General features: G+C 67.8%; 15 protein-coding genes and 1 pseudogene. 7 read left to right on the top strand and 9 right to left on the bottom strand.

From position 1 onward, the window contains the following. Positions 1–50 precede the first annotated feature (50 nt). Together ACOGXQ_RS04410 and ACOGXQ_RS04405 are read left to right on the top strand one after the other, a co-directional pair. Positions 51–1,274 (top strand): aminotransferase class III-fold pyridoxal phosphate-dependent enzyme, encoded by a 1,224-nt coding sequence (locus ACOGXQ_RS04410; protein WP_419946238.1) that lies wholly within the window; start codon positions 51–53, stop codon positions 1,272–1,274. Positions 1,275–1,336: 62 nt separating this feature from the next. Beyond that, positions 1,337–2,173 carry an LLM class F420-dependent oxidoreductase gene (locus tag ACOGXQ_RS04405; RefSeq protein ID WP_419946237.1) on the top strand — a complete coding sequence of 279 codons (837 nt, stop codon included), beginning with the start codon at positions 1,337–1,339 and terminating at the stop codon, positions 2,171–2,173. A 44-nt stretch (positions 2,174–2,217) separates the two neighbouring features. Here the strand turns inward: ACOGXQ_RS04405 and ACOGXQ_RS04400 are convergent, their stop codons facing one another. Together ACOGXQ_RS04400 and ACOGXQ_RS04395 are read right to left on the bottom strand one after the other, a co-directional pair. Continuing rightward, complete coding sequence (locus ACOGXQ_RS04400; RefSeq protein ID WP_419946236.1) at positions 2,218–2,400, bottom strand: hypothetical protein; 183 nt, start codon at positions 2,398–2,400, stop codon at positions 2,218–2,220. Positions 2,401–2,476: 76 nt separating this feature from the next. Continuing rightward, positions 2,477–2,605: a hypothetical protein gene (locus ACOGXQ_RS04395; protein ID WP_419946235.1), complete on the bottom strand. Its 129-nt coding sequence runs from the start codon at positions 2,603–2,605 to the stop codon at positions 2,477–2,479. A gap of 143 nt (positions 2,606–2,748) precedes the next feature. On the opposite strand from ACOGXQ_RS04395, the gene ACOGXQ_RS04390 reads away from it, so the two are divergent. Together ACOGXQ_RS04390 and ACOGXQ_RS04385 are read left to right on the top strand one after the other, a co-directional pair. Continuing rightward, complete coding sequence (locus ACOGXQ_RS04390; RefSeq protein WP_419946234.1) at positions 2,749–3,987, top strand: cytochrome P450; 1,239 nt, start codon at positions 2,749–2,751, stop codon at positions 3,985–3,987. A 589-nt stretch (positions 3,988–4,576) separates the two neighbouring features. Next, complete coding sequence (locus tag ACOGXQ_RS04385) at positions 4,577–7,525, top strand: hypothetical protein (RefSeq protein ID WP_419946233.1); 2,949 nt, start codon at positions 4,577–4,579, stop codon at positions 7,523–7,525. Positions 7,526–7,689: 164 nt separating this feature from the next. Here the strand turns inward: ACOGXQ_RS04385 and ACOGXQ_RS04380 are convergent, their stop codons facing one another. Both ACOGXQ_RS04380 and ACOGXQ_RS04375 read right to left on the bottom strand, forming a co-directional pair. Next, on the bottom strand, positions 7,690–8,097 hold the full coding sequence (locus tag ACOGXQ_RS04380) for a hypothetical protein (RefSeq protein ID WP_419946232.1): 408 nt from the start codon (positions 8,095–8,097) through the stop codon (positions 7,690–7,692). 347 nt (positions 8,098–8,444) lie between these two features. Then, positions 8,445–8,618 carry a hypothetical protein gene (locus ACOGXQ_RS04375; protein ID WP_419946231.1) on the bottom strand — a complete coding sequence of 58 codons (174 nt, stop codon included), beginning with the start codon at positions 8,616–8,618 and terminating at the stop codon, positions 8,445–8,447. Positions 8,619–8,888: 270 nt separating this feature from the next. Here ACOGXQ_RS04375 and ACOGXQ_RS04370 point away from each other — a divergent pair, with 270 nt between their 5' ends. Beyond that, positions 8,889–10,181, top strand: coding sequence for an ATP-binding protein (locus ACOGXQ_RS04370; RefSeq protein ID WP_419946230.1), 1,293 nt, complete (start codon positions 8,889–8,891; stop codon positions 10,179–10,181). A 236-nt stretch (positions 10,182–10,417) separates the two neighbouring features. Here the strand turns inward: ACOGXQ_RS04370 and ACOGXQ_RS04365 are convergent, their stop codons facing one another. The 5 genes and pseudogenes from ACOGXQ_RS04365 to ACOGXQ_RS04345 all read right to left on the bottom strand — a co-directional run. After that, positions 10,418–10,624: a hypothetical protein gene (locus ACOGXQ_RS04365; RefSeq protein ID WP_419946229.1), complete on the bottom strand. Its 207-nt coding sequence runs from the start codon at positions 10,622–10,624 to the stop codon at positions 10,418–10,420. Positions 10,625–10,646: 22 nt separating this feature from the next. Beyond that, positions 10,647–10,904: a TlpA family protein disulfide reductase gene (locus ACOGXQ_RS04360; protein ID WP_419946228.1), complete on the bottom strand. Its 258-nt coding sequence runs from the start codon at positions 10,902–10,904 to the stop codon at positions 10,647–10,649. 36 nt (positions 10,905–10,940) lie between these two features. Next, entirely contained in the window at positions 10,941–12,236 is a 1,296-nt protein-coding gene (locus ACOGXQ_RS04355) for a cell wall-binding repeat-containing protein (protein WP_419946227.1), read from the bottom strand. A gap of 143 nt (positions 12,237–12,379) precedes the next feature. Further along, positions 12,380–12,631 (bottom strand): hypothetical protein, encoded by a 252-nt coding sequence (locus tag ACOGXQ_RS04350; RefSeq protein WP_419946226.1) that lies wholly within the window; start codon positions 12,629–12,631, stop codon positions 12,380–12,382. Between the two features lie 176 nt (positions 12,632–12,807). Further along, a pseudogene (locus ACOGXQ_RS04345) lies at positions 12,808–12,933 on the bottom strand (IS982 family transposase); the annotation flags it as partial. Between the two features lie 274 nt (positions 12,934–13,207). On the opposite strand from ACOGXQ_RS04345, the gene ACOGXQ_RS04340 reads away from it, so the two are divergent. Together ACOGXQ_RS04340 and ACOGXQ_RS04335 are read left to right on the top strand one after the other, a co-directional pair. Further along, positions 13,208–20,599, top strand: a complete 7,392-nt coding sequence (locus ACOGXQ_RS04340) for a Calx-beta domain-containing protein (protein WP_419946225.1) — start codon at positions 13,208–13,210, stop codon at positions 20,597–20,599. Between the two features lie 141 nt (positions 20,600–20,740). After that, complete coding sequence (locus tag ACOGXQ_RS04335) at positions 20,741–22,783, top strand: hypothetical protein (protein WP_419946224.1); 2,043 nt, start codon at positions 20,741–20,743, stop codon at positions 22,781–22,783. Positions 22,784–23,162: the final 379 nt, after the last annotated feature.

Below are 23,162 nucleotides of genomic sequence, written 5' to 3'. Positions count from 1 at the left end.
GGTGTGTCAGGATGCAGCCTGTCGAGAACTTCTCGCCGGAAGGTGCAGCCATGAGCGAGCCGATGCCAACCAAGAAGTCCCAGGAGCTGTACGAGCGGTCGAAGGCCGTGGTTCCCAAGGGTGTCTACGGCCACTACGGCCCTGCCGTCATCGAAGACGGTCCGGTCTTCTTCTCATCGGCGGAGGGCGCTCGCTTCACCGATGTGGACGGCAACTCCTACATCGACTGGATCTGTGCCTACGGGCCGAACATCCTGGGTTACAACCACCCGGCGGTGGAGGAGGCGGCCGAAAAGCAGGCCGCCGACGGCAGCACGGTGAGCCTGGCAGCGCCGGTGATGGTGGAACTGGCCGAGGAGCTCGTGGATCTCGTCGAGGGCGCCGACTGGGCGCTGTTCGGCAAGAACGGGGCAGACGCGACCGGGTTGGCGGTGATGGTTGCCCGCGCGGCAACGGGACGCCGCTACATCCTGAAGATCCAGGGCGGGTACCACGGCTCGGCGCCGTGGATGCAGGCCACGGGCAACAAGGGCACGATCGCCGAAGATCAGGCGTTCGTCATCGAAGTGCCGTGGAACGACGTCGAGGCGGTGCAGGCCGCCATCGATGCCCACCCGGGCGACATCGCCTGCTTCATCTCCTCGCCATACCACCACCCGGTGTTCGGCGACAACGAGCTGCCGGCGGAGGGCTACTGGTCTGCGGTCGAAACAGCGTGCCGGGCGGCAGGCATCGTCGTGGTCGTCGACGAAGTGCGCAGCGGGTTCCGGATCGACCTAGCTGGCGCGCATGTCGCGTACGGATTCACCCCCGACCTGATGTGCTTCGGAAAGGCGATCGGCAACGGGCATCCCCTCGCAGCGCTGACCGGCAGTGACGTCCTCAAAGAGGCCGCCGGCGAGACGTTTTTCACCGGAACGCAGTTCTTCAACGCAGTCGCCATGGCGGCTGGACTCGCCACGCTGCGGGAGCTGCGTGCGGTTGATGCCGCCAACGCCGCAACCGAGATCGGCGTTCGCCTGGGAGCGGCGTTGACCGATGTGGCGGCGGCCCATGGGCACGAGCTGCGTGTGAGCGGTGTGCCCGCCATGCCGTACCTGCGGATCGTCGGCTCCGGAGGCTCAAAGTCTCACGCCCGCTGGGTGGCCGAGTGCATCCGCCGGGGTGCCTACCTGCTCAGCTACCACAACAACTTCGTCTGCGCAGCCCACACCGACGACGACATCAAGCGCACCTGCGACATCGCTGACGCCGCCTTCACCGCGCTCGCCTGAGGCTCACGCCCGGCGTCTCCCCCTGCAATGCTTACGCCCCAAGACCCGAGGAGGCTCCGCCCATGAAGTTCGGCTTCACCGTGCCCAACAACTTCGGTGTCGCCGACCCCGCTGACGTCGTCGGCCTGGCGGTCCGGGCCGAGGAGCTCGGTTTCGACTCGGTGTGGGTCAATCATCACGTCCTCAATGTCGGCTACGTGTGGGACCGCCTCGGCGAGCGTCCCTACCACGATGCGCTGGTGACCCTGACTTGGATGGCCGCCCACACCTCCCGGGTGCGGCTGGGCACCAGCGTGCTGGTGATGCCGTACTTGCACCCGATGGTGCTGGCCAAGGAACTGGCGACGCTGGACCGGCTGAGCGGCGGCCGCCTGGTGGTCGGGCTGGGGGTGGGCAGCCTGCCCGAGGAGAACGAGATGCTGGGCGTGGACTACGACAACCGGGGTGCACTCAGCAACGAGTTCATCGAGGTGCTGAACCTGTTGTGGACGCAGCCCAGCGCCGACTTCGCAGGCGAGCACTATTCGTTCGAAGGCGCAGTCAGCTCGCCGAAGCCGATGCAGCAGCCACGTCCGCCCATCCTCATCGGCGGCAACCGGCCGCCTGCGCTGCGCCGGGTGGGCCGGCTGGGCGACGGCTGGCATGCGATGATGCTGACCCCGCAGAGCGTGACGAAGCGCCTGTCGGTCATCCGCGAAGCCGCCGAGGCCGCGGGCCGGCCGGGCATTCCCGCCGAGGTCTCGATTCGACTTGGCGCCGACTCGCTCACGCCGGGGCTGGTCGCCGAGTACGCGGCCGCCGGGGTCGACGAGCTGGTGATCTCGTGGAACACCGGCGACGTCGACGTGATCGGCGACGGACTCGCTGCCTTCGCCGCTGAGCACGGCGTCGGCGGTTGAGCCGCCAGACCGTTCGGTCTGATCAGTCCGACTACTCAGTCCGACTACTTCCTGCGGAACGACGCGCGCATCTGATTCACGTCGTAGCCGCCGTGCGCCACACCGTCGGCGGCGTACTCGTAGAGCGCTGTCTTGAAGTACTGAAGTACTGATCCCAATGCGCCGATCACCACGCTGACGGCGAGCACACCCGCCGCACTCAGCACGATGCCGAGGATGGCGCCCACCCGCCTATGTCACCCTGTCGGGCACCGGCCGCCTTGCCGTCGGCGAGTGGCCCCGCCCCGGCCTGAAGCTCCCCTACTAGGCCAGACAGCGCGGCAACGCGCCGCCGTTGAGCACAACCATGTCCATGATCGCTTGGGGGACGCCCGGGAATTCGTAGCCGTTGGTCGCCGCCCTCGACCGACGCGTGTCCCGCGTGTGCTGCATGTCCCGACATGTGCCCCCCAAACCCGACGAACCCCGCCCTTGCGGCTGGTCCCATTGCGGCCCTGCTGCGGCGCAGCGCAGAACCCGTCGCCTACGCTGGGCACCGCCCCAGACGACGCCCGTGCCGACACAAGGGAGCCGCCATGAGCACGACCGCAGAGCACGACAGCGCATCGGTTGAGCGCGACTTCGACGTCTACGGCGACGAGTACGTCCAAGGCGCCGCGGAGGTGTGGAAGGAGATGCGCGCCAAGTGCCCGGTGGCGCACAGCAGCCGCAACGGCGGGCACTGGCTGCCCACCGCCTGGGACGACATCGCAGCGGTGGCCTACGACCCGGAGAACTTCAGTTCACGCGACATCGGCGTAGCCCCGGTCCCTGAGGGGGTCGGCCTGCTGGTCGCCCCGCCGATCACCTCCGATCCGCCGTTCCACACCGACGCCCGCCGGCTGCTGCTGCCGTTCTTCTCGCCCAAGCCGGTCGAAGAGCTCGTGGAGGTCACCCGCAGCATCGCCCGCGAGCGGCTCGACGTCGTCGCCGCCGAGACCGGCGCCGACGACGGGTGTTCCGGCGTCGCCGATGCGGCCGACATGTACTCCAAGCACATCCCGGTTCGGGTCATCGCCCGGATCCTGGGCCTGCCCGAGTCGGATGAGCCGGACTTCACCCGCTGGGCAGTGGACGTCCTGCAATCCCGCGGCGACGAAGTCGAGCGCCGCACCAACGCGACGCGCGAGGTGCTCCACTACTTCGGCGATCTGACCGATCTGCGGCGTCAGGAGCGGGCCGACGACCTGCCCTCGAAGCTGCTGGACATGACGCTGCCCAACGGCGACCCGCTCGCCAACCATCACATCACCGGCGCCTGCTTCCTGTTGCTGCTTGCGGGCATCGACACCACGTGGAGCTCCATATCGGCCGGCCTGTACCACTTGGCCGCCAACAAGACCGACCGTGAGCGGCTGCTGGCAGAACCCGAACTGCTCCCGACAGCGATCGAGGAGTTCCTGCGAGCGTTCGCCCCGGTCACCATGGCACGTATCGCAGCGACCGACGAAGCGGAGGTCGGCGGCTGCCCTGTCGCCAAAGGCGACAAGGTGCTGCTGCCCTTCGGCGCCGGCAACCGCGACCCGGCCAAGTTCGACCGACCAGACGAGGTCATCATCGACCGGGCAGAGAACCGCCACTTCGCGTTCGGTCTGGGCATCCACCGCTGCCTCGGCTCGAACCTGGCCCGCATGGAACTGAAGGTCGCCATTGAAGAATGGCTCGCCCGCTTCCCCCGCTTCGAACTGGCCACCGAGATCGGCCGCGGCGGCATCGAGTGGGGCGGCGCGCAGGTACGCGGCCCCCGCAGCCTGCACATCCGCGTCGGCCTCTGAGCTCAGGCCGCGACCAGATTTCTGTGGCAAGGAACGGCGCACATGGCAACGGCCGAACCGGCCTGCTGAGCGGTCGAGTTCGAGTGCAGAATCCCAGGATCGGCAAGTGGGTCGGGCGGGATGCCTCCACCGGCCTATCCGTGGCAACCAAGAAGACCAGCGGTTCATTCAAGGGCGTTCGTCGCGAGCGTTGAGCCGGCTGAAGCTGAAGCCTGGACCCGAGCCTGATCCTCACGCAGTAGGCGCAGGTCTCGGTGACGGAAGACGAGACGCGGTCTCAGCTTTCTTCCGCCGCGGCAAGCCGCCGGAGAGGCGGACTTGCGACAAGCCGCGCTGGCGGGACTCGCATTGGTGTTTGACACGCCCCGCGGTCCCCGAAACGATGCGGATCACTGTGTGCCGAGTGTTCAGCGCCTCGCACTGGTGTATGGCACGCCCCGCGGTCCCCGAAACCGCACAGTCGCCTATCTCGCCCCGCATCGTCCTCGTCTGGGTGGTTGTGCTCCGGTACGGTGCACTCTTGGGTGTGACACCGTGGCGCGAGAGTGATGCTCGACTGAGGGCCAGCCGCATTTTCGGGGGGGATGCCATGTCGAGCGATGAGCGTGCCGGGAAGCAGTTGGCGGAGCTGTTGGGTGCCGTAGGCGAGCAGGACATTCGTCGCAGGCTGGCGAATCTGTTGGCCGAGCTCGGTGCTGGCGATTATGCGTTGGAGGCGCGGGCGGGCACTGGTGCGGCGGATCTGGTGTGTCACGAGTATCAAGTAGTCATCGAGACGAAGGCACGTGGCGAGGCAGGCCCGGAGCGGCTCAGGAGCGGAGCGGGCGAGACGCAATTCGGTCAGGTCGCCCGCTATGTCGAGGCGTTCGCGGATCGTCATTTGGATCTCGGCAGCCAGCGGCCTTGGCGGGGATTCTTGACCGACGGCCGTGTGTGGTGGGGCTGGGAGTGGCAAGCGGCGCCTGGCGGGTCGTCTGGTGCGGGCAGCTTGGTGACGTTGCCGCACGTTCAGGGGGTGGTCTTTGCGGACGATGCAGGCGCTTTCGGCCAGTTCGTCGTTGAGCATCTGGCGCCTCCGGAGCGTCGCGGAGCGCCAGCGCCTCCTTCGCCGTTGCGGACGCTGTTCGACCCGTTTCTGGCTGAGCTGCGGGTGCTGTTGCCGACAGTGGAGACCGAGCCGTTCTATGAGACGAAGTTCGGTTTGTGGCGGCGCACGCTTCAGGGGTCTGGCTTGGTCGGGCCGGGCGCGATCGGTCAGGCGCACAACTTCGCTGAGCACACGATGCTCGTCGTCGCGGCCCGGATGATCGTGCTTGCGGCGCAGGACGGGTCGCTCGTCGATGAGCTGCCCGAGGCTGTCGCCGATGGGTTCTGCGCGTGGCTCGGCGATTTCGATGGGGGCGTCGATCTCTTGGAGCGCTTGGCCAGCAGCGTGTCTCAGTATGACTGGCGTGCGGCAGATCGGGATTTGCTGAAGGAGCTGTATCACGATCTGATCGACCGTGACGACCGCAAGGAATTCGGCGAGTACTACACGCCGGACTGGCTGGCGGCTGATGTCGTGGATCAGGTGCTCGTGAGGGACCCCGCCCGCTTGGACGCCGCTATTGAAGCTGCAGCGCGGACGCTAGAAGCCGAGCCGGCTTCCGAAGCAGCAGAACAGGGTGCGTTCTCGGTCTTGGACCCGGCGTGCGGTTCTGGCACGTTTCTGTTCTGGTCGGCCAGAGCAGTTGCCAAGCGCATCCGTTCAGCGCACCCGCTGCTTGCGGGACGGACCAGGGAGATCGTGGCCGCGATGGTGACCGGGCTCGATGTGCATCCCGTCGCCGTCGAGATGGCCACGGCGACGCTGGCCACGGCGTTGCCGCCCGGCGGAATGGTGCCGCTGCGTGTCTATCTCGCCGACGCGCTGCTGCACTCAGAGCAGGCACAGCAGAACATGCAGGGCACGCTCGGGCTGACGTCGGCGCAAGGTCAGCGCATCGACATCCCGGCTGAGGTCATCGAGTCGCCGCGTGCTGAGGTGCTGGTACGCACGCTGGTCGATGTTGCGGTGGGCGAGCGCAGCCTCGATGCGGAAGATGCCGAGACGCAGGCCTTGCTCAGCGAGGCGGTGGCTCAGCTGTCGGATGCTGTGGCCGACGAGGGCGATCATGTCTGGCGCTGGCACATCGGCAACCAGGTCGCGCCGTCCGCGCTGGCGCGCAACAAGGTGATGGCCATCGTCGCCAACCCGCCGTGGCTGGTCGCCAATGACACGCCGGCGGGAACACGCAAGGATCAATTGGCGACGCTCAGCGAACGCTATGGGTTGCGGCCGAAGGCGAGGTGGTCGGCGAAAGGCGACTTGGCGTCGGTGTTCTCGGCGCGCGCGGCCGATCTGTACCTAGGAGACAACGGAGCCTTCGGCCTCGTGCTGCCCGGCAGCGCGCTCATCAACCAAACATGGGAATCGTGGCGCTCGGGAAGCTGGGGCGGCACGAAGGTCGGCTTCGACTACGTCGCGAGTCTCGACGACGTGGAGCCGCCGCCGTTTCGGCATGCACCCAACGGCACCTGCGTCGTCGTCGGCAGACGGCTTGGCGAAGGCGCCCCCGATTGGCACGACGCGATGCTGCTGCAGTACTCAGGCGACCCCGAAGCCCCGACAGTGACCGAGATCGTGCGCCGCGAGAGCAAGCCGTCGCCGTACTCACGCCGATTCCGCCGCGGTGCAGTGGCCTCGCCGCTGGGACTGTGCCTAGCACTCGACCCAATACAGGCCGGCGACAACGACACCGCCACGGTGCAGACGAAAGCGTCCACGAAGCCACCATGGAAAGGCGTGAGCTACGAAGCTGTCGTCGAGACCGCAGCGCTGGTGAGAACGCTGCGCGCGCAGACACTCGAGCCGTTCGTGTGCTCACCCGATGCCTGGCTCATCGCGCCGCTCGCCGAGGGTCGCCGAGCGGTCATGGCACTGAACGACCCCGAGTTCCGGACGTCATTGCCGCGCGCCCACGGTTACTGGACCATTGCCGAAGCCCGCTATGCGCGCGATCGGGCCAAGACAGCCGGCGCGACACTGTCGGACAACGTCGACTTCCAGCGCACACTCACAAACCAGCTTGCAGCGGAATCATCCGAGCACAAGTGCAAGGTGTTCTACAACAAGTCCGGCGACTCGCTGCGGGCCTGCCGAGGACCGGCCGATCTCGTCGCTGACGACAAGTGCTACTGGTACGTCGCCGCCTCGCCCGAAGAAGCGTTGTATCTCACGGGAGTGCTCAACGCCGAGTGCCTGCAAGACGCTTGGCGAGAATCAAAGACCTCGAAACTTCATTTCGACACCAACCCCTTGAAACACGTCCCGGTGCCGGCCTTCGATCCGGACTCCGCGCTCCACGCTCGAATCGTGGTCGCCGCCCGAGAGGCCGAGCAACGGCCGACAGCGCCACGCACAGCATTGACAGACGTTGTGGCAGAGATGCTGCCCGACTACGCAGCCCCCAGCGGGCCAGCGCCAAGCCGCCGCCCGCCGCCCGCCGCCCCGGCCTGAGCCCAACAGCGGAGATCCACGCCAAGTGGGACCCAAGGGGTCCGCCGCGTCTTAAGTCGCGTGATCCGCTCACGCATTTCCGCAGGTCAGAGACCTGCGCATGGGGGAGAATCACGCGACTTGACTGATGGCGGACCCCAAGTCAGGAATCTCTGTGATCAGCTTCAGAGGTGTATGGCTCGGTGCGCACTTTCGCGTGCGGCTTCCTCGATATCGTCGTAACTGCCGCGTGTGGCGGTCAGATGAGCCGTAACGGGGCCTACGAGTGATGGATGTTCGTAAGGCCGTCGGCCCACCAGGACAGTCTCGACGGCAGGGATCCCATCCCGAGTGAGCCATGTGCCGGGCTGAGTGCCGTCGGGTCGCCAATTGAGCGCTGTCGCCATGTCGGGTCTGAAGGCCGGCCATTCTGCGTTGCGCTGGCAGAACGGATGCCTGTGGTTATAGGTGATGAGCGGCTCTCCGGATTCGGGCACTCGAGGTGATGTCATGGTGGACAGGCTCTCAAGCGTTGCCCCGTCGAGCGTCACGAAAGTGGACTCAGGCGTTACGTCGCCGACGAGCGAAGTCAACTCGACACGTTCGTCGTAGCGCCCATGGCTGAGGGCAACTGATTCGCTCTTGGCGCCGATTGGCCGCTGTTGAATCTCCGTGGCACCGCTGACGTGCCGTGCTAGCGATTCCTCCCAGACCGTCGCACCATTCCTCTAGCCCTGATTTTCCTCTAGCCCTGATTTTTTGCGAGTGTGGGACTGGGTTTGTTGGGGTTCGCGGAAAGGCCCCTCTGGCCTGCGACGATGCGTGTAGAGCAATTCTCGCGAAAAATCAGGGCTTGCAGCGTTGCCTCGGGCGGCTTCGCGCGCCGCCACTTCGGCGGCCATGCGCGTGAGCGCACCGTGCGGTGGATCCCGGTCTGCCCTCAACTGCGTCGAGCGGCGGTGGTGACACTCGGATCGGCACCGGTCACCACATCGCCGGAGGCCAAGACCGCTTGTGCTGCCAGCAGGCGGTTCTGGCAGGCGCGCAGGTCTTCGTCGCCAAGGTCCGCGCCTGCTCCCAGCAGGTGCTCCATGGTGATCTCGGCGATTCTCACGGCAGCGCGGGTCAGATGTCGAGCGAGCTGTTCTGTCCGCTCCGGTGACGCTTGAGGCAGGGCCGATGGGGTAGGTCCCGCCGATCCGCCAACTCGTGACATCGTCGTAGTCCTCGCGGCTGGGCCGGAGCGTGTTGGCCCGCAACGGCCTCAGAGCTTCTTCGAGGCCGTCCGGCAACGGCCTCGCCAAGGCGATGCGAATAGAAACTGTGACATTTAGAAAAAATAAATTATGACATTGAACCAGCTAGAAATGTTACGCTGCGGGTCGTGGACGCCACGCTCACGCCGGTCGGCTACGTCGAACGGGTTGTCGACGGCGAGATTTCCGAAGCGCTGGCGAGCACGCCGGTGGTCGTCGTCGAAGGCGCCAAGGCCTGCGGGAAGACCTGGACCGCTCGGCGCCATGCCCGCAGCGAGGCGTCGTTCGAGCAGGACGAGCAGGCGCGCGAGCAGGCCCGGCTGCTGCCACGGCAGTTCTTGGACGGACGCGAGCCGCGGCTGATCGACGAGTGGCAGATCGTCCCTGAGATCTGGAACAGCATCCGTCACCTGTCGGACGAGGAGCGCCGCCACGGACGCTTCATTCTCACCGGCACGGCCCGCTTGGCCGACGACGGCATCCGCCACTCCGGGGCAGGACGGATCATGCGGATTCGCCTGCGCCCGATGTCGCTGTCCGAATCGGGGGCCTCGACTCGGGAGGTCTCGCTCGGCGATCTGGTCAATGGAGCGCCATGCGTTGCGGGTCGCCCGGACCTCGGGGTTCCCGACATTGCCGAAGCACTGTGCCGCGGCGGCTGGCCGGAGCACCTGGGGCTCGCCGTCGTGCCGGCTCAGCGGCGTCTGCGTTCGTATCTGAACGAGATAGCACGTGTTGACGTTTCCCAGTTCGGGAGCGAGGGCGGCAGGCGGCGGGACCCGCAGAAGGTGGGCCGCCTGCTCGCGTCGATTGCTCGGAACACGTCGACGACGGCATCCATCGCCAAGCTGGCATCCGACACCGGGGGAGTCGCTGAGGGAGTCCAGGCCCAGGATCAGCGCACGACTGCCGCCTATCTGGATGCGCTCACAGCGCTGTTCGTGACCGAGGACGTCCCGTCGTGGTCAGCGAGCCTCCGGTCTCGGGCTCGGCTGCAGAAATCGCCCAAGAGACACCTCGTGGATCCGTCGCTTGCCGCCGCTGCCCTGCGCGCCGGTCCGAATCGTCTGCTCTCTGACCTCAAGACGTTCGGTTTCTTGTTCGAGTCGCTGGTTGTCCGCGACCTGCGGGTGTATGCGCAGGCTCATGAAGCCTCGGTCTGGCACTACCGGGATTCCCACGGCGATGAGATCGACGCCATCGTGGACTGGGGAGACGGCCGATGGATGGCCGTCGAGGTCAAGCTCGGCTCGATGAATGCCGTCGACGAAGCCGCTGGGACGCTGAACCGGGTGTGCGGCAAGGTGGACAGCGCGCTCACCGGCCCCCCGGCGCGCAAAGTGGTGATAACTGCCAGCGGCTATGGCTATGGCCGTCCCGACGGTGTCGCCGTCCTGCCCCTGTCGGCCCTGACCGTCTAGTGTCCTGAGTGGGGAATTCGGTGCACATAACGGCTCCAGCGTCTCGCGCTCGCCGTCGCTCAGCACCACCGGCACAGTCGGCCGTTGCCGTCGAACACCCATCACAGCCTCCGGTCATCGGCGAAGGAATCATGATGGCGCAACCGACACCAAAACGCGATCAACTAGCCACTCAGGACACTAGCTGCATAGCCGCGGTGGCGTCCCTGAGGGTCGACGCGGGTGGCTGCAGGGCCTCACGCAGTCGGGTAGCGGATGGTCTCGAAGTGCTCTCGCCCCGTATCGATGAGCGAATGAGGCTTCTCACTGCACACGACATAGAGCGCATCCCGGGCGCGAGTCATCGCTACGAAGAGCTTCGTGGCTGCCAGTGCCTCCGCGTCGGCGCGTTCGTCTCCCCGAAGCGTGCCGGAGGCCGTGAATGGCCACGCACCGTGGGACACACCGAGCAGAAAGACGACCTTGTCAGCCCGGGGTGAGGGCGTCGGTCACGACTGAGGCGGGAATTGCTCCGCCTCCTGATTCCTCAGTGCCATCTGAGCGGATCAGCAACCAGCGGGGCTGGTAGGAGACGCCATACGTCCGCCACAGTTCGCCGTCCTCGTCGGGGAGATGCGGCATGTGGCCGAGTCCATGAGTGCTGACGAATGACCTCATGTCAGAGATGTCGGCGCGTCCGGGTATGCCGATGAGCACCAGGTTGCTCCCGTGCTGTGTCTTCAACGCTGCGACCGCAGGCGCCTCTCGGCGGCAGGTCGGTCACCACGGCGCCCAGAACCACAGCAACACATCGCTGCCGACAAGAGCGGCTGTCTCGAAGGTTGTCCCGTCGAGCTGGGGCACGGCGAGAGGCTGTACGCGTGGCTGGTTCTGCGTGGGTGATGTTGTGGTGTCGGGTGGTGTTGTGGTGTTGGGTGGTGTTGTGGTGTTGGGTGGTGTTGTGGTGTTGGGTGAGCCGATGAACGGCGGGATGTAGCTGTCGGCGCTGGTTGTCTGGCAGTCGCTGGTAGGCCCCCTGATTGCTGTGCGTGCCGCCGCCACCGCGTCGGTCATCCGTGCAGTTGTGTCGCTGTAGGCATCGAACGACTCGAACAGCGTGGCGCTGATGCTGGATGTGGTGCCTACTGCGAGTACCCGATTCGGCTTCAGGTATCGCAAGGCAGCCACTGTCGTGGTGGGCGCGCTGTCGTCGCCGTCGGTGTACAGCACCGCGCTGTTGCCCAACGCCGCAGCCAGTGCCGCAGCCACTCCGACATCGGTGTCGGACCAGCCGTCCGCGATCACAGCGGCTTCCAGACAGCTCCCCGCAGCATCACGCGCCGCGCGTGTCGCGGTGCGGAAGCGATCCGCGCCCGACAGTCGCCGCGAAGCGGTGAGACCCGCCGCCCGCTGGGCTGCTCGCAGGTGCTCCTCCGGCAGGGCCGCAGTGCCGCCGATCCCGACGAGCTCAGCCACCGATGAGGTGCGCAGCACTGCCGCTGTGGCGTTGCTGAGCCCGTCGGCGCCGAAGTACAGCACCGCGTGCCCGCCGCCTGCTGCGACGAAGGAAGCGGCGACTCCCACATCAGCCAGCGACCAGCCGTTCGCCATCACCACCGTTGCGTTCGGGCGCCCCGCCAAGGCGGCAGCCGCAACCACGGCAGCAGTCGCGGAACGATCAGTGCCCCGACGACGCGACACGGTTGCCCTTGGGGCGAGTGCGCGCAGACGGGCCTGCGTCGCATCGGGCACCACTGCGGTGCCGCCCACGATGACCATGCGCTCCGGCGAGACCTCGCGAATCATGCTCTCTGCCGCAGCGCTCAGTGTCCCGTCGGGCTCCGTCAGCACCACTGCGTCCGCACCGCCCGACGCTACGAGGCCCCCAGCCACGCCCACATCAGCCAAGGAACCGGCTGAGGCCAACGCCAGCACCGTTTGCGGCGTGCTCCCGACGAACGGCTGCGCGCTCGAGGGCTGTGCCGCCAGCACCCCGAGCAGCAAGGCCGCAGCGACTGCACGCAGGACGCATGAGAGCGTCCTGGCTGTCGCGCCCTGACGCTGCGTTCGGACCATCGGAAACAGGCTAATTGCTCGGGTCCGTCGGTGCCGACGCTGCCCGGCAAACCACCCCCGCAGAGGCCAGCGACCGACAAACCGAGCCGCCGCCAGACTCAGAGCGTTGCAGTCCGGGTGGCACGGCGGTCTCGGCGCCTGCCTCAGTCCCCGGTGAGGTGCGCCACGCGCGGCATGACGTCGTGGGCGAGCAGCTCCATCGAGCGTCGCCATGCTTCGGCGCTTTCGGGCGTCTCGGAGTAGTCGAAGCAGAACAGCAGCAGGTGACCGAAGCCGCCGATTGACGCCGTGTCGCCCAAGGGGAGGCGGCCGAGGACCGTGTTTGCGACGCCGCCCGAGGGCTTCGCAGCACAGCCAGGACGCGGTGCCCACGAAGCCGGCGACGAACGGGTCAACAGGCCGCCGGTACAGCTCGTATGGATCGAGCACTAGTCCAATGCCGTTCGCGACCATTGCGCAGCCGCGCATTCGACGCAGGCACCGGCGCTCTGGAACAGCTCGTGCTGGCCGAATACTCGGCCGTCCGCTTCGACGACCATGTGAGCCAGCTCCGCGCCAAGCACAGCCTCTCTGCCATAGTGACCAGCTCCGCGTCGGACAGCCTCGGCGCGAACCCCACCCGGGGCCGCTGGGGCGCCCAACCGGGATGCTCTGCCAACAAGTCGTCGATCCTCACATGCAGTGCAGTCGCGAGGATGACCCGAGTCTGGGCCCATGCTGAGAACCTCCAAGATCGAAACGCGAATACACACCCCGAGCTTGGACACCCTCACCCCACCAGCGGTGGACCCCACCCCTGGGAACCGCTCATTTAGCAGGCTGCTGAAAAAGCCGATTTTCGGGCAGTTGCCGAGTGCGAATCCGCAGGTCAGGGCTTGCACCTCTGACCACACTCACATATTTTGGCATTCTGCTGGGAGTGTCAGGTGAAACGACGGAAGCAATGTATTGCCCTTTGGGGGTTGGTGCCCTTGGCCGCAGCGCTGCTGGCGCTGGTGCCGCTGTTGATCGCTGACGACGAGGCCGGCGCGCAGTCGATGTCGGTCGTGTCGGTGCCGGAGTCGTTGTCGGTGTCAGAGAGCGCCGGCACAGTCGACATTGTGGTGACGCTGAGCTCGTCAGTAGAGGGGACGGTGGCTGTGTTCTTCAGCGAGGGGCCAACCGGCGATGCGGACGCCCACGACGCGACGGAGGGACAGGAAGTCGACGAGGACCGCGACTTCACCCAACACGAGGATGGAGATTTAGTCATTCCGGCAGGAAGCACGATGGGAACCATTTCGATAGAGATCGTCGATGATGCGCTCGACGAGCACGACGAGGTGTTCTACGTGGAGTTGGACTCAGTAATAGCGACTGGGGAGGACTCCGTCACGCTGGACACTTCGGCGTCGTCGACGGTGGTGACGATCACCGACGACGATGCGGAGCCGTCGCTGTCGCTGTCGCCTGCTGATGCGGAGGTCTCCGAGGGCGATTCGGCGGCGTTGACGGCGCAGTTGGGCGCTGTGTCGGGCAGGGACGTGACGGTGACGTGGGGCACGGCGCTGGCGACGGACGGCACGGCGCAGACGCGTGCAGCGCAGACGGACTTCACTGCGGTGACGGACGCGACGGCGACGATCCCCGCGGGCATGCTCAGCGCGTCGTTGTCGGTGAGCACCGTGGAGGACAGTGTTGCCGAGAGCGATGAGCGCTTCGCCGTGGTGGTGTCGGAGGCGGACTACGCCACGGGGGAGCCGTTGACGCGTACGGTGACGATCCTCGACGACGAGCCGCGCCTCGCGATCAACCCGGACGCCGCTGCGGCGGACGTCAACGAGGACGTCTCCGGCGGGACGCTGAGCCTGTCGGTGGTGCTGGAGCGTGCCGCGGACGCCGATGTGACCTTCGACTGGACGACTGCGGCATCGACGCAGGGCTCGCCTGCGACGGTGGGCGACGACTACACCACCAGCTCGGGCAATGACGTCACCATCGCCGCCGGGCAGACGCAGGCGACGATCATGGTGCCGATCGTCAATGACAACCTCAAGGAGGCATCGCGCCAGAGTTTCGTGGTGAGGCTGAGCGATCTGTCGTCGAATGCGCTGCTGGCCGACGTGCCCGCTGCTCAGTCGCCCGGACGCTCGTCGATGGGCGAGGTGACGGTGTGGATCGTCGATGACGAGCCGGCTGCGCAGGTCAGCCTGACGGGGAACGTGACCGTCGAAGAGGGCTCTGCTGCTGTGTTCACGGTGTCGGTCGACCGTGCTGCGGACCACGAACGCACGGTGGTCTACGACGCCGCGCTGATCAGTTCGAGCCGGATCGGCGGCAGCGGGATCTATGCGCCCGTGACGGCGGTGGCTTCGAGCGGCGACGTGGCGGTAGTGACCAGCGGCGAGGCGACGCTGGCTGCGGGGCAGACGTCGGTGAATGTGTCGGTCGCGACGACTGATGACGATGTGGGCGAGCCCGACGAGTATTTCGAGTTCAGGGTGGACGACCTGCGGGGGGCGGCCTACGCGGCCGGTGAGACGCCGATGCTGCCCGACCCGGTGCTGGGCCTGATCACCGACAACGAGCCGCGGATAGCGATCGAGGCGTCTTCGTCGGATGGGCTGCGCTCGGTGAGCGAGGACGCCGGCACGGTGACCTTGACTGTGTCGTTGTCGCAGGCGGCGACGTCGCAGGTGTCGGTGGGGTGGACGACGGCTGCTCGTTCCGACGGCGGCAGGCAGGCCTCAGCGGGCACGGACTTCACGTCGGGTTCGGGCACGCTGACGTTCGCTGCGGGCGAGCAGACGAAGTCGTTCACTGTGGCGATCCTCGACGACGACGTGTACGAGCCGTTCGACGAGGGTTTCGTGGTGCGGCTGAGGAACCTGTCGGCGAACGCGTACTTCGGGGGCTCGCCGAGGGACGACCACGACTCGGTGACGGTGGCGATCCAGAGCGACGACGACCCGCCCGATGTGTCGGTGGCCGACAGCGAGGCCGAGGAGGGCGACAGGATGATCTTCGAGGTCACGCTGAGCCGTGAGTCGCAGGTGGCCCTGCTGATTCGGTGGAGCACAGGGCTGGTCAGCGACGGCGACGCGGCCACACGCGCCGCCGCCGCCGACTTCACCGCGGTCAGCCTCGGCACATTGACGATCCAACCAGGCAGCACCGCGGGGTTCGTGACGGTGAACACCACAGAGGACTCCGATGCCGAGTTCCACGAGCGCTTCGCGATGACCCCCACCCAGCTCGCCCGAAGCGACAGCACCACGCTGAGCGTGGGCCTGTCGGGTGCGACGGGCACGATTCTCAACGACGACCGCGTGCAAGTGACGGTCGGCGATGCGACCGTCGACGAGGACGCTCCCGGCGGCGACGCGGTGGTGACGGTGACGCTGGAGCGCACCTGGTATGAGGACGTGTCGGTGCAGTGGAGGACCGACGCGACCGGGCGGGCGGTGTCGGGCACCGACTTCACCGGGGTGTCCGCGGGAACGGTGCAGATCGCCGCGGGCCAGATGTCGAGCACGCTGTCGGTGGCGATCACCGACGACTCGCTCGACGAGCACGACGAGGCGTTCGAGGTGGTGCTGTCGAACCCGACGGGGACCGCGGCGCTGGCCGACGATATGGGCAACGTCAGCACGACGATCAGGGCCGAGGTGACCGTCGTCGACGACGACGACCCGCCGGTGGTGTCGGTCGCGGCGGGCACCGGCACAGAAGGCGGCCCGATCAGCTTCGAGGTGACCCTCAGCGCGGTCTCAGGACGCGACGTGGTGGTGCAGTACCACACCGAGGCCGACACCGCCGCCGGGGCGCGCCAGGCCACTGTGGACGTCGATTACACCCCGGTCGCCGCCGCGGTTCTGCCTGCTGATGCTGCCAGCGTCACCGTGCCGGAAGGATCGACCAGCGTGACGCTGACCGTCGCGTCGCTCCAGGACGCGCTCGACGAGTACGACGAGACCTTCACCGTGGTCCTCGACGGCGCCCACGACACCGCCCACAACGCCGACACCGGCACCGTCAGCCCCACAGCGGGCACAGCGACCGGCGCCATCACCGACGACGACCCCCTGCCGACCGTCAAGTTTAACGCGGGGTCCCTGAGCGCCGCAATTTTTGAGAGTCAGGTCAACCCATTTGAGCGAGCGGCCTTTCGCCTGTCCGCGGTGTCGGGTCGCGATGTGGTCATTCAGTACCGCACCGGCGAGCTGCCAACGGCGGTCGAGCCGACAATCGATTCGACAGTGCCTCCTTTTGCACGCGCTGGCGAGGATTTCGTCGCCGAAGAACGGTCGGTGACAATTCCTGCTGGCGATACGAATGCCAGTGCCGTGTTCAGTATCATCGGTGACAGCCTCGACGAATGGGCCGAGACGTTCGGTCTGTACATCACGAGCGCACTCGACGCCGACGGGGTCGCGGTAGCCCAGATTCCTAGCGAACCTGTGAACGTGATCGTTGTCACCGACGACGACCCTCGGCCGTTGGTCTCGATTGCGGCGGGGTCAGGTGCCGAGGGCGACGCGGTGAACTTCGTGATGACGCTGAGCGAGGCTTCGGGGCGTTGGGTGGCGGTGCAGTGCCGGACGGGTCTGGACGCGACCGGTTCGCATCCGGCGCAGGCGGCCGATTTCGTCTCGTCGTGCCCGGAGACGTTGATCGCTCCGGGCGAGACCGAGGCGACGCTGTCGATCGGGTCGGTCGCGGACCGTATCGACGAGTTCGACCAGACCTTCACGGTGACGCTGACGGGTACCGAAGACAACTACGGAGCCCAGACAGGCGACACAGCCGCGGTGTCGCCGTCGGCGGGTTCTGCGGTGGGCACGATTGTGGATGATGATCCGTTGCTGCGGCTGGGGCTGGTGTCTTCGACGGTGGACGAGAGCGTCGGCACGGTGTCGGTGGAAATCGTGACGCTGGAGGAGGACGCGGAGGACTCGCTGGCGTCGGAGAAGCCGATCACGGTGGGCTATGAGACCGCCGACCCTCGCGGTGCGGTGCTCACGTCGCTGGAGTCGCCGCAGCACGCTGCGACGCAGGTGCACGACTATCAGGCGGCGTCGGGCACATTGACGATTGCGCCGGTCCCAAGCCCGGAGTCGGTGACCGCGGACATGATGCGCCTGGCGGGCTTCGACGTGACCGTGGAACCTGACTCGCTGTACGAATGGGACGAGGTGATCGAGCTGGCGCTGTTGACGGCGACGAACGCGCGCGTGTCGGATGTTCCGGCGACGGTCACGATCACCGACGACGACGACCCGCCCACGGTGGAGGTAAGCGTGCCCGATGTGACCCTGAGCGACGGGGTCACGATGGCCGGCGGGGTCGCTGAGAGCGTGGCGGAGGTCGTGGCGGGGATCGGTCTGTCGGCGCCGTCGGGGCGGCCGGTGACGGTGGGCTGGGAGACCCAGGATCTGGCCGACGACATCTTGGCCGCTCTGGCGGCGGGGCTGACGTGCGCGGATTTCGGGGCGTCGCCGCTGCCGTTGGGCTGCATTCGGATCCGCGAGCACGCCGCGACGCCTGATGCGGACTACACCCCGGGGTCGGGGTCGTTGTCGTTTGCGGCTGTCGATGATCCGGCGTCGGCGGTGGCGGCGCAGTCGGTGACGGTGGCGGTGCTCGCCGACGTGCTTGACGAGTGGGACGAGGCGTTCGGGATCGGTGTCGACCCGACTAATGCGACTGCCCCGGCGGCTGTGCCGGTGGTGCGGATCGTCGACGACGACGACGCGCCGTGGTGGTCGATTCTGCCGAGCGATCGTGGCGACCTTGCTGAGCGGGCGACTGCGTATGAGTTGGGCCAGGCGGGGCTGCAGCTGTCGGGTGTGGGTGTGGAGTCGGAGGGGTCGTTGTTTGTGCGGGGGCAGCTGTCGGAGGTGTCGGGGCGTTCGGCGTCGTTGGGGGTGCGTACTTTGGCGGCGCGCGTGAGGCCCAAGGGGCTGCCTGACGGCACGCTGGGTGTGTTCCGGGCGACGCCCGGCGCCGATTTCGAGGTGGTTCCGGGGGTGGGCAACGATGGGGTGTGGGTGATCGGGCCGGGTCTGACCGATGGCCGGTTCGAGCTGGCGCTGGTCGATGACACGCAGGCGGAGAGCCTGTTCGAGGAGTTGTTCGTGGTGGAGTTGCACGGCGCTGAGCATGCGGTGCTGGCCGGTTATGACGGCGATCCCGCGGGGCCCGGCGCGGACGGCCAGAAGCCGGGCTCGACTGCTGAGGGCACGCTGCAGGTGGTGCTCGAGGTGCGCGACGACGACCGGGACCGGCTCATGGAGGTCGCCGATGTGACGGTGCGCGAGGACGCGGCGAGCGTGACGGTGACGGTGTCGCTGCCGGCGTCGGTGGAGTCGACGCGGCCGGCGTTCACGGCGGAGTGCTCGACCGCTGATCAGACCGCGGTCGCGCCGGGCGATTACACGGCGGTGTCGGCGCAGGCGGTCAGCTTCGATCCTGCTGTGGCGGCGTCGCGCAGCGCGACGGTGACTGTTGCGGTTGCTGATGATGCGGCGTCTGAGGCCGACGAGACGTTCGTGGTGTCGTGCACCACGACTGGTCTCGCCACCGCTCAGTCGGCGTCGGGGATCGTGACGATCACCGACACCAGCGCGCTGCCGGAGGTGTCGCTGTCGCCGGTGTCGCTGACGCGCGGCGAGTCGTCGGGATCGGCGACGCTGACGGTGTCGCTGTCTGTGCCCAGCGGGCGTGACGTGTCGGTGCGGCTGCGGACGGCGGACGGGACTGCTGTGGCGGGCGCCGACTACGAGGCCGTGACAGCCACGGTGAGCATCCCGCCGGGGGTGACCAGCGTTGTGTTCCCGGTGGGCATCATCGACGACGAGACGCTCGAAGCCGACGAGACGTTCACCGTGACACTGGCCGGTCCCCGAAACGCCGACCTCGGCAGCTCGGTGTCGTCGACGGTGACGATCGACGACGACGACGACCTGCCGCTGATCACCATCGCGGATGCCTCCGCGGCAGAGTCCGCCGCCGAGATGGCCTTCACTGTCACCCTCGCTCCCATGTCGGGCTCGCCGGTGACAGTGAGCTGGCAGACCGAGGACCGCACCGCTGTGTCGCCCGGCGACTACGCCGCCGGGTCGGGCACCGTCACGATTCCCGCCGGGCAGACCCGAGCGACCGTCACCGTGGCGCTCGCCGACGACGCCGACCCCGAGAGCGCAGAGACGTTCGCGGTCACCTTGTCGGATCCCGTCGGCGCGCGGGTCAGCCTGTCCGCGGGCACCGCGACCGGCACCATCCGCGACGACGACCAGCCCGCCGCCACGACACCCCCACCCCCACCCGCCACCGGCGGCGGCAGCAGCACCGGCGGCGGCGGCAGCGGCGGCGGCAGCAGCGGCGGCGGCGGCGGCGGGGGCGGCGATGTCGATGTGGGCGTGGCGGTGTTCGTGGTGGCGAACGGCTGGTCGCCGGCTGATGTGGGCGTGGCGTCGGTGCTGGCGGCGCGCACCGACGGCGCTGTGGTGACCTATACCGAAGGGGACGCGCTGTCGGCGGAGACAGCGGTGCTGCTGCGCGATGCGCTGCCTGCTGAGGTGATCATCGTGGGCGGCGCCGCGGCGGTGTCGCGTGACGTGCGCACCGAGATCCGGTCGGCGTCGCCGGGCTCGGGCACCGAGCGCGTGACCGGCGCGGGCCGCGCGGACACCGCGGCGGCCGCGGCGCGGCGCGTGCTGGGGGAGCCTTCCACGGCTGGGCGGGTGACGGTGGTGGTCGCGAACGGCTGGTCGTCGCCTGACATCGGCGCGGCGGCCGCGCTGGCAGCGCGCACCCGCCGCTCCGCGGTGCTGTACGTCCAGCAGGACGCTCTGCCTGAGGCGTCGGCCGCGGTGCTGCGCGACTACGACACAGCACGGGTGGTCCTCATCGGCGGCGCCGCCGCGATCAGCAGCGCCGTCGAAGACCGCATCGCCGCAGCCGCAGCCGACGCCGACATCGACCGGCTCACCGGCGCGGACCGCGTCGGGACCGCCGCAGCCGCGGCGCGTCGAGTGCTCGCAGACCCCGCCGCCGCGTCAGGAGCCGTCACCTTGGTGATCGCCAACGGCTGGTCCCCGCCCGACGTCGGCGTCGCCGCGGCGTACGCAGCAGCCACCGACAACGCCGCTGTCGCGTACACCGCCTCAGGCTCGCTGCCCGAAGCGACCGCCGAGCTCATACGCGACTACCGGCCCGCCCGCGTCGTCATCATCGGCGGCCGAGCAGCCGTCGCCGACACCGTGCGCACCGCCATCGCCGACACCGCACCCGCCGACACCGACATCCGCCGCATCACCGGCACAACCCGCACCCACACCGCCGCCCAAGCCGCCCGCAGCATCCTCCGCCAACAGAACTGACACCACCACCAGCCGACAACAAACACACCCCAGCACACCCACCCACACAGGCCAAAACAACCTCGCGACAAGTTCCCGCGCCGGCTGCAGGGTTGCCAAGGCGGCACTCCGGGCCGGATCGGGGTGGGGCAGACTGCTGCGATGCAGCAAGCGGTGCAGGTGCTGGTCGACGAGCCGGCCATCGACCGTGAATTCACGTACCTGTTGCCGCCCGAACTGGCCGCCGGCCGGGTGCCGGTCACCGTCGGCACAGTTGTAGAGGTCCCTTTGCGCGGCGGTTCGACGTCTCAGCCGCAGCAGCCGACTCTGTTCGATGTCAAGGCGCCGGTTCGGACTCGTCCTGCGGGGCGCCTGATCCGAGGCTGGGTGACCGAGCTCGATCCGGCCCTGCCAGACGGTGTGCACCTGCAGCCCGTGAATCGGGTGCTGAGCATCGGACCGCCACAGCATGTGGTGGAACTGGCGAAGTGGGCTGCGTGGCGCTGGGCAGGTACCCAGGTTCATTTTCTGCGCACGGCCAGCGCTGATCGTGCCGTGGCCGGAGCGCCGAGCGAGCCTGCTCGACGGCCGGGCATCCCGCAGCCGAGACCGTCTCGCAGGCCCGCGGACGTCCGGGAGCCGGCAGCCGCCGGTGCGGCCATGCTGTCAGACTCCTCCGGAAGCGTCGGCATCCCTGGCTGGGTGCGGGCGGCATATTCGGATGATCGGCACGCACCCGCCGTGGTCAGGCTGGGTCCATGCGCCGACGAGTGGCCGCTGATTGCGGAGGCACTGCGGCATGGTCGCTCGCTTGTGCTCGTGCCGAATGTTGCGTGGGCGGCCGGGCTGGCGGGCCGCCTGCGACAGGCGGGCACGTCGAGCGCGTTGGTCCCACGCGATTGGGCAGAGGCAGTCTCCGCGCACGCAGTCGTCGGGACCCGCGCTGGGGCATGGGCCCCATGCGGACGATTGGAAGCAGTCGTAGTGCTCGACGAGCACAACGAGGCCTACCAAGAGAAGGCAACGCCTACTTGGAACGCCCGTGATGTGGCGGTCGAGCGTGCCCGCCGCGACGGAGCCCGCTGTGTGTTGGTCGGTCCAATGCCCTCTCCCGACACCCTTGCGCTGTGCGGACTGGTGCCTGCGGATTCGACCTCAGCGGATCTGCCGGCACTGCTGCCGACGACACAAGCGGAGACGCCGACGACAGCCGGTCCTGCGCCTGCGACGGTCATCGCCCCACCCCGTTCGACTCAGCATGACGCTTGGCCACGGCTGCTGATCGCCGACCGTCGGCAAGATGACCCAGCAACTGGGGAGTGGTGCGGTGAAGCCCTCGCCGGACTGCTGCGAAGCGAGGCCGTCGTGGCCTGCGTGCTCAACCGCACGGGACGTGCGCGCTTGGCCTACTGCAACTCCTGCGGCGAGTTGGCGCGCTCACGCACTACGGGACGTGCGTTGCGGCTGGACAAGCAGCAGTTCACCGATCCCGACACGGGCGAGATCCGACCGGCGGTGTGCGAGTCCTGCGGTGCCACAAGATTCCGGCGCGCCCGTCTCGGCGTCAAGGGCGTGGCCTCCGAGATGGAGCGCCTCACGCAGCGTCCCGTTGTCCAGGTGACCGGCGAGAACGCTCGACGCGAAACGGACACCGATGACGACGGACCCCGAACGGGTCTGCCGGCCGGCGCCGAGCCAGCGTTGTGCATCGGCACCGAAGCAGTGCTGCACCGGGTGCGCTCGGCCGACGCCGTGGCCTTCGTGGACTTCGACCAAGAACTCATGGCGCCCCGCTACCGCGCTGCCGAGGAGGCATTCGCGCTGCTGATCCGCGCAGCGCGGCTGGTGGGGCCGCGCTCAGTCGGCGGACGCATCCTCGTGCAGACCCGTCTGCCCGCCCACCCGGTGCTTGTCGCCGCGTCTGCGGCCGATCCGAGCGGCTGGCTCCGGGACGAGTACGAGCGCAGGACCCAGATGCGCCAGCCCCCGGCCGCAGCGTGGGCGCTCGTGTCCGGTGCAGCAGCGCCTGCATACATCGAACGCCTGTCGGCCGGCTCGCACGCGGGAGCACTCGATATCGCCGGACCGGCCGACGGCACTTGGCGTATTCGCAGCGACGAGCACGCACAGCTGCTGGACGCCTTGGCCGGCACTGAGCGCCCCAGCGGGCGGCTGCGGGTGGCGGTGGATCCGATGCGGGCTTGAGCGGGCGGGTCACGTTCCAGCGATGCTCAGTGCGTTCCGAGCAATGGCCGCAGCGAAGTTGCGGATCTGGGTCTGGGCAAAGCGGATGTCGTCAAGAGTGCCGGAATCGACACCATTGATGATCTCGTCGACTGATGATCTCGTCGGCCTGCTCAGGACTCAGGCGGAACTCCTCGGGAGACCAACCGTCGAATTTCTCCGACATCTCGCGCGCCGCCTGCTCCTGTGCTCGGCTACGGCGTCGATCAGGGCGCTGACGCACTCAGCCAGCACCGGGTCCGTCCAGTGTGCGCCCTTGGATGCTGCCTCTTTCAGGATCTCCGCCACCGGCCCTCCGCGCTGACTCGCACGGACATCACAACAGCGACCAACGGCGACT

The organism is Candidatus Poriferisodalis sp., assembly GCF_965208485.1.
Taxonomy (GTDB): Bacteria; Actinomycetota; Acidimicrobiia; order Acidimicrobiales; family Poriferisodalaceae; genus Poriferisodalis.
Note: the sequence above shows the minus strand (reverse complement) of the source record. Positions and strands in the feature narration are given on the sequence as shown.